This is a genomic window from Nocardia sp. NPDC041819 (assembly GCF_055590505.1).
This window is the reverse complement of record NZ_JBVJAP010000003.1, coordinates 278,763-294,591: the sequence shown is the minus strand read 5'-3', so window position 1 is coordinate 294,591 and position 15,829 is coordinate 278,763. Positions and strand designations below refer to the sequence as shown.

Here is a 15,829-nt window from a genome sequence, read left to right as displayed (position 1 = left end):
CCTGCCCGGCGGCCTCCGGCGTTCGCGATGGCGTCGAGGTAGGGGGCTAGTCTCCGGTTATGCCCTCGCGACACCAGACCGTTGCCCGCCTGCGCCCCTTCGCGTCGACCATCTTCGCCGAGATGACCGAGCTCGCCGTCCGGCACGACGCGGTCAACCTGGGTCAGGGCTTCCCCGACAGCGACGGGCCCGCGAGCATGTTGGAAGTGGCGCGCCGTGCCATCGCCGACGGGCTCAACCAGTACCCGCCCGGGCGCGGCATGCCGGTGCTGCGCCGAGCCGTGGCCGACGACCGGGCGCGGCGCTACGGCACCGACTACGACCCCGATTCGCAAGTGCTGGTGACCGTGGGCGCGACGGAGGCGATCAGCGCGGCGGTGCTCGGCTTGGTCGAGCCGGGCGAAGAGGTCGTGCTGATCGAGCCGTACTACGACTCGTACGCCGCGGCCGTGGCGCTGGCCGGCGCCCGGCGGCGCACGGCGCGCTTGGTGGCCGACGGGGACCGGTTCGTGCTCGACCTGGACAGCCTGCGTGCGGCGATCACCCCCGCCACCCGGATGCTGATCGTCAACTCGCCGCACAATCCGACCGGCACCGTGCTCGGGCGCCCGGACTTGCGGGCGATCGCCGAAATCGCTTGCGAGCACGACATTCTGGTGTTGACCGACGAGGTCTACGAGCACCTGACCTACGACGGCGCCGAGCACATCAGCCTCGCGACTCTGCCGGGCATGGCCGAACGGACGATCGTGGTGTCCAGCGCGGCGAAGACCTTCAGCGTCACCGGGTGGAAGACCGGGTGGGCGTGCGGGCCCGCCGAGCTGATCGTGGGGGTGCTCGCGGCCAAACAGTTCCTGACCTTCGTAGCGGGCGGGCCGTTCCAGCCCGCGGTAGCGCATGCGATCGACCACGAGCTGGGCTGGGTGCGGGAGCTGCGGGAGGCGTTGTCCGAGAAGCGTCTTCGTTTGTCCGCCGCACTCGCCGACATGGGGATGCGGGTGTACACGAGCGCGGGCGGCTACTTCGTCGTCGCCGATATCACACCGCTTGGCATCGCCGATGGCGTGGCGTTCTGCCGTGAACTGCCGAAGCGTCAAGGGGTGGCGGCGGTACCGGTGAGCGTGTTCGCCGACGACACCGCCGCCTGGAATCACCTGGTGCGTTTCACCTTCTGCAAGCGCGACGAGACCCTGGACGAGGGGGTGCGGCGATTGCGTCGCGGATGATTCACCGAACCCTGCCGTGGACTGTCAGGTTTCGCTGGCATCGTTCGTGCCATGGCAACTCAGTACTACACGGCAACCAGCCTCGACGGGTACCTCGCTGATCCGGACAACTCGCTCACCTGGCTTTTCGAGGTGGACGGAGCCGACGAGGCGCAGGCGGGCATCGCGGGCTTCCTCGCGCAGGTCGGCGCGATGTGCATGGGCGCGACCACCTACGAGTGGATGGTGGCCAACGAGCCGCCGGAGAGCTGGCGTCAGTACTACGGCGACCTTCCGTGCTGGGTCTTCACCCACCGCGATCTCCCCGCCCTACCCGGCGCGAATCTCCGGTTCGTCTCGGGGGCGATCGAGGCGGTCCACCGGGAGATGGCCGAGGCGGCCGGTGATCGCAATATCTGGATCGTCGGTGGCGGTGACCTGGCCGGGCAATTCGCCGACGCCGGACTGCTCGACGAGATCATGGTGAGCGTGGCTCCGGTGACGTTGGGCGCGGGCGCACCGCTGCTGCCGCGGCGCCTGCTGTCCTCCCGGATGCGGCTCACCGGTGTCGAGCAGGCCGGGCAATTCGCCGAATTGCACTACCGCTTGACGAACGCGGCCGATCAGCGCTGAGTCGAGAGGGCTCTCGCCGATCGGCGTTGCGTCGAGGATGTTCCGCGCCCCCGCCGCCGGGTACCTCGCCCGGTCCCTGGGTCTCTGGGTACCCGGCCCTGGTCTCGCTCCCCGGCCCCGCTCCCTGGTCCCGGATCTCCAGTCCTCGGGTCCCCGGTCCCTGGGGGCCGGGCTCAGGCCGGGATCGGGCGGGTGCGGTCGGTGGCGAGCAGAGCGGCGATCGTGCCGAGCATGGTGCCGGTGACGTAGCGCTGGATGCGCAGCCACCTGGGGCGCCCGGTGAGGAACGTCGCGAGACCACCCGCGCCGAGCACGATCAGGCCGTTCACGCTGAGCGCCACCGCAATCTGCACCGCCCCCAGGCCCAGGCTCTGCAACCACACCCGACCGTGCTCCGGCGTGACGAACTGCGGAATCAACGCCATGTACATGATCGCGATCTTCGGATTCAGCAGGTTGGTGACCAGCCCCATCGTGAACAGCCGTCGGGTGGGGTCCGCCGCCAGCGCCGTCGGCGCGAACACCGACGCGCCTCCCGGCCGCACCGCCTGCCACGCCAGCCACCCCAGATACGCGGCCCCCGCCAGCTTCACCGCCAGATACAGGCCCGGGACCACCGCGAACACCGCCGTGATCCCCGCGGTCGCCGCCGCCAGATACACGCCGAACCCCGCCGCCACCCCCGCCAACGAAACCAGCCCGGCCCGCCGTCCCTGCGAAACCGTCCGCGACACCAGATACATCATGTTCGGCCCTGGCGTGAGCACCATCCCCAACGCCGCCACCGCGACCCCCACCACCGCCGCCATCTCGATCATGCCCCGATCCTCACCCGCCCCATCGCCCCCTGTCGCGGTCCACTTCACACCCGCTGGACGGGAGTCACCTCGAGAAGCCGGCTCGAGATACCCGATGCTTCCCGGCGACTGCGGCGGCACCGGCTCGAGGCGCGTATCCGGACGCAACACATCGCCACTGCGGAAGCGGTGAAAGTACTCCCTGCTCGTATCAGAGCGGAGCGATTGCACCGGCTCGTCGCCCATCGTCCCGGTATCGGTTCCGCTGGGATGCCGGTTGGTGTCCCGTATTCCGAGCCGATATGAAATGCTGCCGCATGTAATGGATTTCCCTTTTTTCGATCGGCTCGACCAGTCGTAGATATAACAGGTTGTGTCGGCCCGGTGAGTTTTGGTAAGCGGGATCATCCGATGTCGTTGCGGCGATATCCGCGCGGTGCGATCGGATCGGGGAACTTCTTGCCGCGAGGGCGCGGGTATGGAACCTGCGGCAGGGGTTGCCTGCTCGTCGGCTGTGGCGGAGCTCGGCGGTCCGGTCTCGCTGTAGTCGATCGAACATCCTGGTCAGGGGGTATGTCAGCGGCGCGTCGGCGGGACTCGGTTCACGAAACCGATGACAATGCTGCACATGGCGGCCACGGTCAGCGGGTTGGGAAATCGGCGGGTGGACCGGTTCGACGGCGCGTTGCCGAGAGCGGGATTCCGGGGCGATATCGAGGGAATGCGGGCGGTTGCGGTGCTGGCCGTCGTCCTGTTTCATGCGGGTGTGCCGGGGATCGGCGGTGGATTCGTCGGTGTGGACGTATTTTTCGTCATTTCCGGATTTCTCATCACCGGAATGCTCTGCCGGGAAGCGGCCGAGACGGGCACGGTCGAATTGGTTCGGTTCTACGGCGCGCGTGCGCGCAGGCTGCTGCCCGCCGCGGGCATCGTGCTCGTCGCCACGGCTATCGCAGCGGCCGTGCTGTTGCCGCCGATGCGGGCTCGCGAAGCTCTCGGCGACGGGATCGCGAGCGCGCTGTATGCCGGGAACTATCGTTTCGCCGCGCTCGGCACCGATTACCTGGCCGCCGACACGCCGCCCTCGCCGTTCCAGCATTTCTGGTCACTCGGTGTGGAGGAGCAGTTCTACTTGCTGTGGCCCGCGCTCGTGATCGCGACGGCCTGGCTCGTCCGGCGGCGGCGAAAGGGCCCGGCCGCACCGCTGCCGCACCTGATCGTCCTGGCGGTGGTCGCTGCGCTCTCCTTCGCGGTCTCGCTGAGCTGGACCCGGACGCTGCCACCGTGGGCGTTCTTCGCGCTGCCCGCGCGGGCCTGGGAACTGGCTGCCGGCGGCATGGTGGCGCTGTCGGTGGTCGTGTGGTCCCGGTTGCCGCCATGGGCGGCCGTGGCCGCGGGATGGGCCGGGCTGGGGTTGATCGCGGCGGCCTGCGCCCGGCTGACCGAGAAGGCGCCATATCCCGGAACCGCTGCGCTGCTGCCCGTGCTGGGCGCGGTCCTGGTGATCGCATCCGGCTGCGCCGTAACGCCGTTCGGGGTCGGCCGAGTCCTGGCCGTGGCGGAGCTGCGGGCGATCGGCAAAGTGTCCTACTCTTGGTACCTCTGGCACTGGCCGGTGCTGGTGCTCGCGCCGCAGGTGCTCGGCCGCCCGCTCGGGCTGGTCGGCGCGCTGGGCGCGGTCGCCGTGGCCGGTGGACTCGCCATACTCACCCAGCGGCTGATCGAGGATCCGGTGCGCTTCGCCGACCGGTTGACACGTTCGGGCAGGCTCGGTCTCGCGTGCGGCGGCGTGAGCACCGCGACGGCCATCTGCGTAGCGCTGGCGCTGCTCATGATCGTGCCCGCCCCGGTCGGCCGTGGCATGGCGGCGCGAAGTCTCACGCTGACCACACCGGCCGCGCCGGCCACCGTCACCGACCCCCACACCGAGGCGGTCGAGCAGTTGACGGCGCAGACCCGATCGGCGGTCGCCGCCTCGGCCGAGATTCGCGCAGTTCCGTCGAACCTCACCCCCTCCCTGGCGAGTGCGCGCGGCGACCGAGCGGAGGTGTTCGACAACGGTTGTTTCCGGTCCTGGCACGACGTGGGCCAGGGCGAGTGCGCGTCCGGCGCTACGGACGCGGCCACCACGGTGGCCCTGGTCGGCGATTCCCACGCGGCGATGTGGCAACCGGCGTTCGAGCAGATCGCCGTATCACGCCACTGGCGGCTGGAGACCATGGCCAAGGTCACCTGTCCGCTGCTCGACCTGCCCATCACCAGCCCCTATCTGGGCCGCTCGTACTCCGAATGCGAGCAGTGGCGCGGGCAGATCATGACCCGGCTGCGCAACGAGCGGCCCCGGCTGATCGTGGTGGGCATGTCCCGGCGATACGGTGGCGACTTCGGCTTCGTGTCCTACGACCAGGCGTGGATCGACAGCCTCGACCGCCTGGTCGTCGAGCTGCGAGCCGCCGGATCGACCGTCCTCGTCCTCGGCGGAGTTCCCGATCCACACGCCACCGTCCCCGCGTGCGTGGCCGAGCACATCGATGACGCTTCGGCATGCGCCCCCGCCCGTCCGGTCGCGGTCGACGATGCGGGCATCGCGGCCGAGCACACGGCGGTCACGGCGGGCGGCGGCCGATACGCCGACCTGACCTCGCTGTTCTGCACCGCGGCCCGCTGTCCCGTCATCGTCGGCAACAACCTCGTCTACCGGGACGACAACCACCTCACCAGCGGTTACGCCATGGCGCTCGCGCCGGTGATCGGCGCGCTCGCCGAACGCGCGCTCGCCGGCGGCTGAGCCGGCCTCGGGGTGCGCTTCGCGGGAAGACATCGCGCCGTTCCCGCGTTGCACCCGGTCACTGCCGCGTCCGCGCCTCGCGGGAAGGGCCGGTAACCTGCGGGGTTGTCGGAGGGGTCGGGGAGAATGGCGGGAATCTAGCTGAGGAGGGACTGTGAACGACGGTCCGCTGATCGTGCAGAGTGACAAAACGCTGCTGCTGGAGGTCGACCACGAGTTGGCCGATGCGGCGCGGCAGGCGATCGCGCCGTTCGCCGAGTTGGAGCGGGCCCCGGAGCACGTGCACACCTACCGCGTGACGCCGCTGGCGCTGTGGAACGCGCGGGCGGCCGGGCACGACGCGGAGCAGGTGGTGGACGCGCTGGTCAGCTTCTCCCGGTACGCGGTGCCGCAGCCGTTGCTGGTGGACGTGGTGGACACCATGGGCCGCTACGGCAGGTTGCAGCTGGTCAAGCATCCCGCGCATGGGTTGACGCTGATCAGCCTGGATCGCGCGGTGCTGGAGGAGGTACTTCGGCACAAGAAGATCGCGCCGATGCTCGGCGCGCGCATCGATGACGACACGGTGGTGGTGCACCCGTCCGAGCGCGGCCACATCAAGCAGATGCTGCTGAAGATCGGCTGGCCCGCCGAGGACCTCGCGGGCTACGTCGACGGCGAGGCGCACGAGATCGAACTCGACTACGCCACCGGCGGCTGGCATCTGCGCGACTACCAGCAGATGGCCGCCGACTCGTTCTGGGCGGGCGGCTCCGGGGTGGTGGTGCTGCCCTGTGGCGCGGGCAAGACGATGGTCGGCGCCGCGGCCATGGCCAAGGCGAAGGCGACCACGCTGATCCTGGTCACCAACACGGTGGCGGGCAGGCAGTGGCGGCGTGAGCTGCTAGCGCGCACTTCGCTCACCGAGGAGGAGATCGGCGAGTACTCCGGTGAACGCAAGGAGATCCGCCCGGTCACCATCGCCACCTACCAGGTGATCACCCGCCGCACCAAAGGCGAGTACAAGCACCTGGAACTGTTCGACAGCCGCGACTGGGGCCTGGTCATCTACGACGAGGTGCACCTGCTGCCCGCGCCGGTCTTCCGGATGACCGCCGATCTCCAGTCCCGTCGCAGGCTCGGCCTGACCGCGACGCTGGTGCGCGAGGACGGCCGGGAGGGTGACGTGTTCTCGCTGATCGGCCCGAAGCGTTACGACGCGCCGTGGAAGGACATCGAGGCCCAAGGGTGGATCGCGCCCGCCGACTGCATCGAGGTCAGGGTCACGCTCACCGACGCCGAGCGGATGTCCTACGCGACAGCCGAGCCGGAGGAGCGTTACAAGCTGTGCTCCACCGCGCACACCAAGATCGCTGTGGTCGAATCCATCCTGGCCCGGCATCAGGACGCGCCGAGCCTGGTGATCGGCGCCTATCTGGACCAGTTGGACGAACTCGGCGCCGCACTCGAGGCCCCGGTGATCCAGGGTTCGACGAAGACCAAGGAGCGCGAGGAGCTCTTCGACGCGTTCCGGCGCGGCGAGATCCCGGTGCTCGTGGTGAGCAAGGTGGCGAACTTCTCCATCGATCTGCCGGAAGCATCCGTGGCCGTGCAGGTTTCGGGTACCTTCGGTTCGCGACAGGAGGAGGCGCAGCGTCTCGGTCGGCTGCTGCGCCCGAAACACGACGGAGGCCAGGCGCATTTCTATTCGGTCGTGGCGCGCGACACTCTCGACGCCGAATACGCCGCACATCGGCAGCGTTTTCTCGCCGAACAGGGGTATGCCTACCGCATCACGGATGCCGACGACTTGCTCGGCCCCGCCATCGGATAAGCGGAGGCATTCCCTCCGCAAACTGTGCTAGGAATGAGGGCGTGCGACGCTTCGAATTCGCGGTGGACCGCAGCCACGCTCACGCGGTGAACGAAGTCTTCGCCGACTTCCGCCGCCTGCGTATCCTGGCGATCGTCGCGGCGGTGGTCGCGGCGGCCGGGACGGCGTTCCTGATCTGGCTGAACCATCCCTGGGCGTATCTGCTGGCGATCGCCTTCGCGCTCGGCGCGGTGACGGCGCTGTGGGTCGCCCTGTGGACGCCGTGGCATTCCAGCATCGACAAGCTCTACGCGGACGGCGAACTGATCCCCGCGGTCGTCTCCGAGGCGCGTCCCACCGGCCTGGTGCTGCTCGCCTTGGTCGACGTGTCCACACCCGGGTCGGAGGCCCCGCGCTACGCCTTGGTGACCCGCAAGGTCCGCACCCTTCCAGGGCATGAGGCCAAGGCGGGGGAGCGAGTGCCATCGGTCGCGGTGCGCACCGACCGGGCGCCACGGCAGGTGGGCGAGCGCTGGCAGTCGGTGAGCGCCATGCCGATCGCCTGGGGCACCACCGACGACGCCGTCATCGCTCGCGCCCGCGCCGCGATCAGCGAGGCCGAGTGGCGGCTGCTCACCGACAATCTCGGACTCGCCGAGAAGGTGCGGCGCGCCGACGCGAAGCGCTTGCTGCTCGACCCGGACCAGTTGCCCGGCGAACTCGGTTCCTGATCCGGCTGGGAACGCACGCTGTCGCCGGTGCGTAGGCGCCTACACTCGAAAGATGGTTCCAGCGTCCGATCTGCTGGCATTCGTCGCCGCCGCTTTCGTCATCATCGTCGTGCCAGGGCCCGGCGTGCTGTTCACCATCGGTCGCGCGCTCACGCTCGGGCGGCGCGCGGCGTTGCTCTCGGTGCTCGGGCACGCCGCGGGCGTCTACGTCGCCTTGGTCCTGGTCGCTGTCGGGCTGGGCACCTTGCTCTCGGCGTCGGCGCTGGCGCTCACCGTGGTCAAGTTCGCGGGCGCGCTGTATCTGATGTATTTGGGAATCCAAGCGATTCGGCAGCGCTCGGCGTTGCGCGCGGCGCTGGGCGCCCCGATCGAAGCGGCGCCCCATGCGCGCGTGCTGCGCCAGAGCGCGATAGTCGGGCTCACGAACCCCAAAGCGATCGTCTTCTTCTCCGCGGTACTGCCGCACTTCGCCGATCCGGCGGCAGGCTCGCTGTCGTGGCAGTTCCTGCTGCTCGGCACCGTCTTCCTGGCTATCGCACTGGTATCCGACAGTGCCTGGGCGCTGCTGGCCGCCTCGGCGAGGTCCTGGTTCGCCAGGTCGCCGCGCAGGCTGGAGGCGGTCGGCGGCGCGGGCGGGGTGATGATCTTCGGTGTCGGCGCGTCGGTGGCGCTGACCGGAAGTGGCGACTGAAGCCGTTACCATCCAGCGGAGTCGGTGCGCCGGTACCGGCAACAGGCGGGGTGGAGAGGGGTTGGTCGTTCGCATGAAGTTGTCCGGCCGGATGTGCGCCGCGGTCGCGTGCGTATTCGTCGCGGCGCCTTGGGTGCCCGCGCACGCGGACCCGCCCCCGGACCCGCTGGTCGGCGCGCCGGGCCTGGGCGATCCGTACTATCCGCTCGACGGCAACGGCGGCTACGACGTCCACCACTACGACGTCGGCATCGACTACGACCCGCCGAGCCGTGCACTGGCCGCCACCACCACCATCACCGCGCTCGCCACCCAGGCCCTGCGCGTGTTCAACCTCGATTTCGCGGGGCCGGAGGTGCGCATGGTGTCGGTGAACGGGCAGCCCGCCGGTTTCGAGCGCAACGGCGAGCACGAGTTGACCGTGACGCCGCTGCTCCCGCTGCTGCCCGGCCTGACGTTCACCGTCACCGTCGACTACGCGGGCCCCGCGGCGAACACCGAGGGCGAAGGGTGGACCTTCGCGCGCAGCGGCGGCGCGTTCGTCGCCGGGGAGCCGCATTCGGCGACCAGCTGGTATCCGCTCAACGACACCCCGTTGGACAAGGCCACCTTCACCCTGACCGCCACCGTCCCCGCGGAGTGGGAGGTGGTCTCCAACGGCGTGCGGACCGAGAACGCGGTGCGCGGCGACAAGCGGACGGTGCGCTGGGTCAACGCCCAGCCGGTGCTCGGCTACCTGACCACCGTCGCGATCGACAAGTTCGACTACCTCGAGCAGCGCAGGGCCGACGGCACTCCCCTGATCAGCGCGTTCGCGCCGAATACGCAGGATCGCCATCGTGAACTCGAGCTGCGCCTGCCGGAGATCCTCGACTTCTCCGAAAAGCTCTACGGGCGTTACCCGTTCGAGGCGGCGGGCGGCATCTACTTCGACGCCGACATCACCTTCTCGCTGGAGACCCAGACCCGCCCGCTCTACGCGCCGAGGACCGATCTGCAGACCGTCGTGCACGAGATCGCACACCAGTGGTGGGGCGACTGGGTATCGGTGCGTCAGTGGTCGGACATCTGCCTGAACGAGTGCTTCGCCAGCTATACCGCCGACTACCTGTGGCCGGAGCGGGTGGAGGGCAAGAACGTCGACGACGACTACCGCGAGACCATCCGGAAATATCAGGACAACGAGAGGTTCTGGAACATCCCGCTGGAGAACCCCGGCGCCGGGCGGGAGTTCACCTCCGTCTACTACCGCGGCCCGCTGTTCCTGCACGCGCTGCGCAGGCAGATAGGCGACGAGGTGTTCTTCACCGCCGTCCGGGACTTCCTCGCCGCGCACGCCTACGGCAACGCCTCGATACCGGAGTTCCGCGCCTTCATGCAGTCCCGATCGCCCATGGATCTGACCGGTTTCTTCCACGCGTGGCTGAACACCACCGCGCCGCCGCCGCAGGAGTACTTGTTCCCGGGCGCTCTGCTGAGCTGATCCGTCAGTCCTCAGCGCGCTGCCGGGCCTTCGCGACCCTGCGTTCGGCCCGCTCCAGCTGCCGTCGTGCGGCGTTAAGTTCGTCCTTGGCCGACCGCTCGGCCGACTTGCGGAACTGCCGCTGCTGTTCGGCGTGCTCGAGCTCGTCGCGTAACGCGGCGATGCGTTCTTCGACCGAGGACAGTTCACCAGTCGCGTCCTCGAGAGCGGAGCGGGCCGATTCCTCCGTGGCGCGGGCGGTTTCGAGCGCGTCCTGGGCGTCCGCCAGTTCACGGCGTGCGCTGTCGTCCTGTTTCCGCCGCGCTGTCGCTCGCCCGGGTCGTGCGGCCGGCTCGGGGACCGGGACCAGATCGGGTCCGCTCGGCCCGAAGCCTTCGTAGCTCGCGGCCGTGGCGAGCGTTCCCGCGCGCAGCCGCTCGGCCACCTCCGGCTCGGCGAGCGCCGCGGTCAACGTCTGGCCGACCTCCCGGACCACGCCCTCGCCGACCGGATGCCCTTGTCCGGCGGCGAGCGCGCCCGCCTTCTCGGCGAGCGCGTTGACCAGTTGCTGTCGCTGCGCGGTCAGCTCACGCAACTCGTCGGCCGAGAGGTTGCGCTGAGCGGCGGCCAGGGCAGCGCCGAGGCGCAGCAAGGCGGCCACGTCGTCCGGCGCCGCCCGGGACAGCAGGTTCGCCGTCCACGCGGTCAGGGTGGGTTTGCGCAGCTTGCCGATGGCGGCCGCGAGCCGCTTGTCGCCCGCCTGCTTCGCCGCGGCCGCCCGGTCGGTGCGCGCGGCGACGAACTGCGCGGGCGGCAGCCCGTACAGGTCGCGCGCGACGTCCTCGAGCGTCATACTGCCCAAGCGTAACGACCCGGTCTCGGGCGACGACACACTCCGCATACCGGACAAGGGTCCAGTTGCATCGAATACGCGAAAGGCGTTGCTAGTGAATTACTCTGCGTTCCTGCTGCTCGGCCGTCTGCTTCCCAGCATCCTCGGATACGCGCTCATGGGGCTCTACGGCACGCACAGCATCTAGCGCGCTGCTCGAGGTCCCGCGGTGAGCTGATGCGGCCGTCCTGGTCGTGCGGGTATTCTCACCGCGTTCACGAGCCCGTGAACGTGTTCGGTGAGAGAGGTTTTCAGGTGAAGTTTCCAGGAGCGAGGCTGCTGGCACGGGTCGTGCTCGCCCTCGTCGCGGTGGCCGCGGTGGTGGTGACGGTGACCGGCTGTTCGTTGATCGGTGACGCGAGCAAGTCGGACACCGCCAAGGCCGGGGTCGGTGACTGCATCAACGTCATCGAGGGCTCCGCTGTCGATTCCAAGACCGAGCCGGTCGACTGCTCGTCGGACAAGGCCGTCTACAAGGTGGCGCAGTCCTACGACAAGAAGACCGACTGCGCCGCCGACTACACCTCCTACGAGGAGACCCTGGGCGGCGGCACCACCGCGTTCCTGTGCCTGGCGCCGAACTTCAAGGAAGGCAGCTGCTACAACGAGAGCAGCACGACCGGATACAAGCACGTCGACTGCGCGTCTTCGGACGCCACCTTCAAGGTGCTGAAGCGGATCGACGGCAAGGCCGACGAACTGCTCTGCGGCCAGGACGCCGACAGCTTCCGGCTCATCGAAACGGACCCCAAGGTCACCTTCTGCACGAGCAAGCCCTAGCACCGATCATTCGAGCAGGGCGACCGACGCGATCCGGTGCAGGGTGAAGTGCCGGACCGCGCCGGTGACCGGGTCCAGCGCGTCCAGCTGCCCGTTGCCCACCTTCAACGGTTCCACCACCCGCTGCGTGGCGACCCCCTGGGCGTCGACGTAGCCGATGTTCACCGACCGCCGCACCCGCGCCGCGAGCTGGAGCAGGGCGAGGGTGGCGGCGGTGTTGGTCCGCGTGCCGTCCGGGCGCACCGCGTGACTCGAGCGGGCGCTGGCGGCGCGTTCGCCCGCGCGCAGTTCGGTGACGAGCGATTCGAGCTGTTCGGTGCTGGGCGGTGTCGGCCGATACGGCTGCCGCGCGGCGGGCCGCACCGAGATCCGGGCGCCCCGCGGGCGCAGATCCACGATCGCCCCGGCCGAGTCTTCACCCGCGGGTGCGAAACCGGCCGCGCGCAGCTGGTCGAGCAGTTCGCCCAGCGGCGCCTGGGCGATGGCGACGGTCGGCGCGATGGATCGCAGTGCCAGCGTGCGCGCCACCGGCGCGGACAGCACCTGGGCCAGCAGCGCCGGGTCGTCGCTGCGGATGAACGACTGCGCCATGCCCGCGCGCAACTGACCGTGCCGCCGGGCCACGTCATCGATCAGATAGGTCAGTGCCTGCGGGATCGGTGTGCGGGAATGCTTGGCGAACAAGGCGTGCAGTTCGGCCGCCGTCAACCCGGCGTCCAGGGCGCGCCGCACCGAGGACTCGCCGATCCGGTACACCGTCGCCGCGCCCGCGGATTCGACGTCGGCGACCAGGGCGACGCGGTGGTGTAAATCGGTGGTCAGCGGCCCGGGCGCGATCACCGTCAGATCCGCCTGCACCAGCACGTGATCCACCGGCTCCGGCAGCGCCGCCTCCATCTCCGCCTCGGCGTCGGCCACGCTGGTCGGCGCCGCGTGCAGCAGCGCTCGCGCCGCCGAGCCGAGCGCGCCGCGGCCGACGAAGCCCAGCGCCGCCGCCTCGGCCAGGGTCTGCTCGACCACCTCCGGCCGGAAGTTCCTGCGCCTGCGTGGCTGCTGCCAGGCCAGCATCCGGCCGATGTCCGCGGGGGTCAGTGCCGTGCCGGACGGGTATTCCGCGAGCAGGGCGAGGATCGCGCGCCGATCGCGCGGCGCGTTCGGGGTGCGCAGCTCCAGCGACAGCGCCGCGAGCGGCTTGTCGTTGGCATCGCGCATGCCGATCATCCACGGCATACGATCCAGATCGAGCCAGGTCAGTCCCAGCGTGGCCCAGCGCCGTGCGGGCGGCGATTCCAACCAGGCGTCCACCAGCGGCGTCGGCGCCCAGAAGTCGTCGGTCGTATCGAAGTCGGGTGGAGGGTCCGGCAAACCCTTCTCGATGAGTTTCGCGGCCGCCAGCAGTTCGACCAGCAAACCCGCCCTCGGCTCGTCGACACCGGCCTGCTTGGCGATGCGCCGCAGCTCCCGCACGCCCAGGCCGCCCGCGCGCAAGGCAGGAGCGGGAACTCGGCCGAGCACGTCGAGCACGGCGGCGCAGTGCCGGAGCAACTCGCCGACCTCGCCCGCCGCGACCGCGTTCACGTCGGCGGGCGTGTGTTTGGCGGGCTCCGGGTGCGGCGATGTCAGCGCGTGCGGGTGGGTGACCGGTTCCCGGCGCAGCACCTGGCCGACGGTGACCGGAAGTTCGACGGTCTCGTCATCGATCCAGTGCAGCAGCCTGCGCGCCAGCAGCCGCTGGATCGGCCGGTCGGCCGGAGTGCCCGGTGCGGCGTCCCTGGTGCGGCCGCGCGGCCCCGTCGCGGCCAATTTGTCCAGCAGCGCCCGCTCGGCGGGTGCGAGTTCGGGAAGCGCGGCGACCACCTCGGGTTCGGTGAGGGCGTCGGGGATCTCGGTCGCGGTGCCGATCGGCCACGGCAACGCCTCGGCGGCCGCCGGGATCAGATGAAGCCCCTGCTCGGCGTCGAGCCAGACCAGCGCGCGAGCGGTCAGCCGCTCCAGCGCTTCGTCGATCGCCGCGGCCGATACCCGATCGCTCAATTGCACATGCAGTTCGGCGCGCTGGAGCGGACCGCTGTCGGGATGCGTGGTGCCGTGTACGGCAAGGGTTTCCACGAGGGCGAATTCGAGGGTGTTCAAGTCCTCCGTGGCGCGCAGCACCGACGCGCGCTGTTCGGTGCGGGCGGCGAGCACGGCCATGGAGGAAGGCAGCGGCACGGCCAGGTCGGGCCGAAGCTGCAGCAGCGTCACGAGCTGGGCATCACTGCGGGCACCGAGCCATCCGGCAAGGGAGTCGGTCGCGGTCATCCGATCCAGCCTACGATGCTGGGCGATCGCCCGCCGGGGTCAGGCGGTGTGGGCCGCGGCGCATCCGCGCGGAGCGGTCGTGCCAAAATGGGTCCGTGGTGAACAAATCGAAGAAATCCTATGTCGACAACGGCTGGCCGAAGGTCGCCGACGGTGACCACGCGGTCACCGAACTCTCTTCGGCCCGCTCCGGTGGCCTCTCGCCCTACGGCGAGGACACCGAGTTCCCGGTCCCCGCTGAGCAGTTGCCCTACATGCACCCGAACACGGTGATCAACCGCTGAGCGCGCGACCGGATCGTTCTCGGCTACGAAGAAGGGCCCCGCATCCTTGGTGATGCGGGGCCCTTCTTGACGATGTGTGGCGATCAGGAGGGCAGCAGGCCCTTGTTCGCCTCGTAGAAGTTCACGATCGCGGGGTCGAGGGTGGCTCCGCTGGACTTGGCTGCGTTGAAGAAGTCGAGAGCTTCCTTGGGCACCTGGACGCCCTGGCTCTGCACCACCTCGAGGGCCCGGTCGACGGCCGAGAAGATCTGCTGCGAGCTGTCCGCCGGCGCGGCCTGTGCGGCCTGCGGCGCGGGGTTCCAGCGCGGGGTTTCGGCGGGGGCGGGCGCGGAGCGCTGGGAGGGCGCGCTGCTCAAGCCCAGCTTGGACGAGCAGGAGGGCCAAGCGCCCCAGCCCTGCGAGGCGAGCACCTTCTCGGCGACCGCGATCTGCTGCTCGCGGCTGGCCTGGTTGGCCGAGGCGGCGTAGTCCTGGCCACCGTGGGCGCGCCAAGTGCTGGGCGAGAACTGCAGCCCGCCCTGGAAACCGTTGCCCGTGTTGATGCCCCAGTTGCCGCCGGCCTCGCACTGAGCGAGTCGATCCCAGTCGGAGTCGGGTGCCGCGCTGGCGTTGCCTGCGAGAGCCACACCGGCGGTGCCGATGATGGCGCCGGTGACGGCAACCTTGGCTACCGTGCGGCCGGTCGAGCTTGGCTTGCGATGGCGTCCACTCATATCGGGTTCGTCTTCCTCTCGACGCACCTGCGACGTCTTCGGTTCTGGTTCGGACTGAGAGGTCGTCCGTTCCGCCCTCGCCCCTACGTTTCCGTCGGGGGTTCCGGTACCCGCGGGGCGAGGCTCGGTGCGGCGGGCCGGTGGTCGCCGGGGTGTCCCGGCTGGATAAGACCGTACGACGAACCGCGGGAAAAATCACTATTTGGTAACCGGCGTGTACCAACGGGTCTCGACGCGGTATCGGATGGGTACGGCGCCTTCGCGCAGCTAGGAGCGGCCGCGGCCGCATGCGGCGCGCGTCGCCACCGGCCCGTGACCTACTCGTAATGTGACGAGGATCACACGTCCGAATGGGTAACGATCGCATCGGGTAACCGGTTTACGCCGGATCGGAGGCGTGTTCTCCGGTTCTACCGGGACCTGCGCCCCGAGCGCAGCGCGAATACGACCGCGAGCACGAACCCCAGCGGCGCGAGCATCGCCCCGAAGTAGAGCCACAGCCCGGGCTCGCCGTCGGTCAGCAACGGGATCGCGAAGATGACGACGATCGCCAGCAATCCCAGCGCGAACAGGGTGAGCGCGAGTCGCAGCAACCAGTCGCCGCGCCGCCGAGGGGCGCCGCCGGGCGGGGTCGGAGTGGATGGGTTCGTCACGGTTCGACGGTAAAACTGATGTGCTTGCGTTATTCGCACCGGGGTAGACTCGATGGCAATCGCGTCCTGCAATCGTGCTGGGCGCGTTCTTTTCGCACAGGAGGGCC

The 15,829-nt window shown here is 69.6% G+C and carries 14 protein-coding genes; 9 read left to right on the top strand and 5 right to left on the bottom strand.

The genetic code is table 11. The features are described 5' to 3' along the window. The first annotated feature begins 59 nt into the window (after positions 1 to 59). On the top strand, positions 60 to 1,226 hold the full coding sequence (locus ACZ6DL_RS13000) for a pyridoxal phosphate-dependent aminotransferase (RefSeq protein WP_466050833.1): 1,167 nt from the start codon (positions 60 to 62) through the stop codon (positions 1,224 to 1,226). A 51-nt stretch (positions 1,227 to 1,277) separates the two neighbouring features. After that, positions 1,278 to 1,838 carry a dihydrofolate reductase family protein gene (locus ACZ6DL_RS12995; RefSeq protein WP_466050831.1) on the top strand — a complete coding sequence of 187 codons (561 nt, stop codon included), beginning with the start codon at positions 1,278 to 1,280 and terminating at the stop codon, positions 1,836 to 1,838. Between the two features lie 173 nt (positions 1,839 to 2,011). On the opposite strand, the gene ACZ6DL_RS12990 is transcribed toward ACZ6DL_RS12995, so the two are convergent. After that, positions 2,012 to 2,656, bottom strand: coding sequence for a LysE family translocator (locus ACZ6DL_RS12990; RefSeq protein ID WP_466050829.1), 645 nt, complete (start codon positions 2,654 to 2,656; stop codon positions 2,012 to 2,014). A gap of 700 nt (positions 2,657 to 3,356) precedes the next feature. Between ACZ6DL_RS12990 and ACZ6DL_RS12985 the strand changes: the two genes are divergently transcribed. From ACZ6DL_RS12985 to ACZ6DL_RS12965, 5 genes are all read left to right on the top strand, one after another. Then, positions 3,357 to 5,423 (top strand): acyltransferase family protein, encoded by a 2,067-nt coding sequence (locus tag ACZ6DL_RS12985; RefSeq protein WP_466051298.1) that lies wholly within the window; start codon positions 3,357 to 3,359, stop codon positions 5,421 to 5,423. A 154-nt stretch (positions 5,424 to 5,577) separates the two neighbouring features. Further along, a complete protein-coding gene (locus ACZ6DL_RS12980) occupies positions 5,578 to 7,236 on the top strand; it encodes a DNA repair helicase XPB (RefSeq protein WP_466050827.1) in 1,659 nt (552 codons plus the stop codon). 41 nt (positions 7,237 to 7,277) lie between these two features. Continuing rightward, entirely contained in the window at positions 7,278 to 7,946 is a 669-nt protein-coding gene (locus tag ACZ6DL_RS12975; protein WP_466050825.1) for a DUF3239 domain-containing protein, read from the top strand. Between the two features lie 52 nt (positions 7,947 to 7,998). Then, positions 7,999 to 8,637 (top strand): LysE family translocator, encoded by a 639-nt coding sequence (locus ACZ6DL_RS12970; RefSeq protein WP_393233233.1) that lies wholly within the window; start codon positions 7,999 to 8,001, stop codon positions 8,635 to 8,637. A 73-nt stretch (positions 8,638 to 8,710) separates the two neighbouring features. Then, a complete protein-coding gene (locus ACZ6DL_RS12965; protein WP_466050822.1) occupies positions 8,711 to 10,120 on the top strand; it encodes a M1 family metallopeptidase in 1,410 nt (469 codons plus the stop codon). Between the two features lie 4 nt (positions 10,121 to 10,124). Here ACZ6DL_RS12965 and ACZ6DL_RS12960 read toward each other — a convergent pair whose 3' ends face one another. Beyond that, positions 10,125 to 10,952, bottom strand: coding sequence for a hypothetical protein (locus ACZ6DL_RS12960; protein WP_466050820.1), 828 nt, complete (start codon positions 10,950 to 10,952; stop codon positions 10,125 to 10,127). Between the two features lie 294 nt (positions 10,953 to 11,246). Here ACZ6DL_RS12960 and ACZ6DL_RS12955 point away from each other — a divergent pair, with 294 nt between their 5' ends. Next, entirely contained in the window at positions 11,247 to 11,771 is a 525-nt protein-coding gene (locus tag ACZ6DL_RS12955; protein WP_466050818.1) for an LppU/SCO3897 family protein, read from the top strand. 6 nt (positions 11,772 to 11,777) lie between these two features. Here ACZ6DL_RS12955 and ACZ6DL_RS12950 read toward each other — a convergent pair whose 3' ends face one another. Then, positions 11,778 to 14,072 carry a helicase-associated domain-containing protein gene (locus tag ACZ6DL_RS12950; RefSeq protein WP_466050816.1) on the bottom strand — a complete coding sequence of 765 codons (2,295 nt, stop codon included), beginning with the start codon at positions 14,070 to 14,072 and terminating at the stop codon, positions 11,778 to 11,780. Positions 14,073 to 14,167: 95 nt separating this feature from the next. Between ACZ6DL_RS12950 and ACZ6DL_RS12945 the strand changes: the two genes are divergently transcribed. Further along, positions 14,168 to 14,356, top strand: coding sequence for a hypothetical protein (locus tag ACZ6DL_RS12945; RefSeq protein ID WP_039795086.1), 189 nt, complete (start codon positions 14,168 to 14,170; stop codon positions 14,354 to 14,356). 83 nt (positions 14,357 to 14,439) lie between these two features. Here the strand turns inward: ACZ6DL_RS12945 and ACZ6DL_RS12940 are convergent, their stop codons facing one another. Together ACZ6DL_RS12940 and ACZ6DL_RS12935 are read right to left on the bottom strand one after the other, a co-directional pair. After that, positions 14,440 to 15,069 (bottom strand): resuscitation-promoting factor Rpf1 domain-containing protein, encoded by a 630-nt coding sequence (locus ACZ6DL_RS12940; RefSeq protein WP_466050814.1) that lies wholly within the window; start codon positions 15,067 to 15,069, stop codon positions 14,440 to 14,442. Between the two features lie 410 nt (positions 15,070 to 15,479). Then, a complete protein-coding gene (locus tag ACZ6DL_RS12935) occupies positions 15,480 to 15,722 on the bottom strand; it encodes a hypothetical protein (protein ID WP_466050812.1) in 243 nt (80 codons plus the stop codon). Positions 15,723 to 15,829: the final 107 nt, after the last annotated feature.

Excerpts from the sequence above, each read along its gene's own strand:
- ACZ6DL_RS12940 (WP_466050814.1), bottom strand. The coding sequence starts at position 15,069 with ATGAGTGGACGCCATCGCAAGCCAAGCTCGACCGGCCGCACGGTAGCC.
- ACZ6DL_RS13000 (WP_466050833.1), top strand. The coding sequence starts at position 60 with ATGCCCTCGCGACACCAGACCGTTGCCCGCCTGCGCCCCTTCGCGTCG.
- ACZ6DL_RS12970 (WP_393233233.1), top strand. The coding sequence starts at position 7,999 with ATGGTTCCAGCGTCCGATCTGCTGGCATTCGTCGCCGCCGCTTTCGTC.
- ACZ6DL_RS12965 (WP_466050822.1), top strand. The coding sequence starts at position 8,711 with ATGAAGTTGTCCGGCCGGATGTGCGCCGCGGTCGCGTGCGTATTCGTC.
- ACZ6DL_RS12990 (WP_466050829.1), bottom strand. The coding sequence starts at position 2,656 with ATGATCGAGATGGCGGCGGTGGTGGGGGTCGCGGTGGCGGCGTTGGGG.
- ACZ6DL_RS12995 (WP_466050831.1), top strand. The coding sequence starts at position 1,278 with ATGGCAACTCAGTACTACACGGCAACCAGCCTCGACGGGTACCTCGCT.
- ACZ6DL_RS12960 (WP_466050820.1), bottom strand. The coding sequence starts at position 10,952 with ATGACGCTCGAGGACGTCGCGCGCGACCTGTACGGGCTGCCGCCCGCG.
- ACZ6DL_RS12950 (WP_466050816.1), bottom strand. The coding sequence starts at position 14,072 with ATGACCGCGACCGACTCCCTTGCCGGATGGCTCGGTGCCCGCAGTGAT.
- ACZ6DL_RS12985 (WP_466051298.1), top strand. The coding sequence starts at position 3,357 with ATGCGGGCGGTTGCGGTGCTGGCCGTCGTCCTGTTTCATGCGGGTGTG.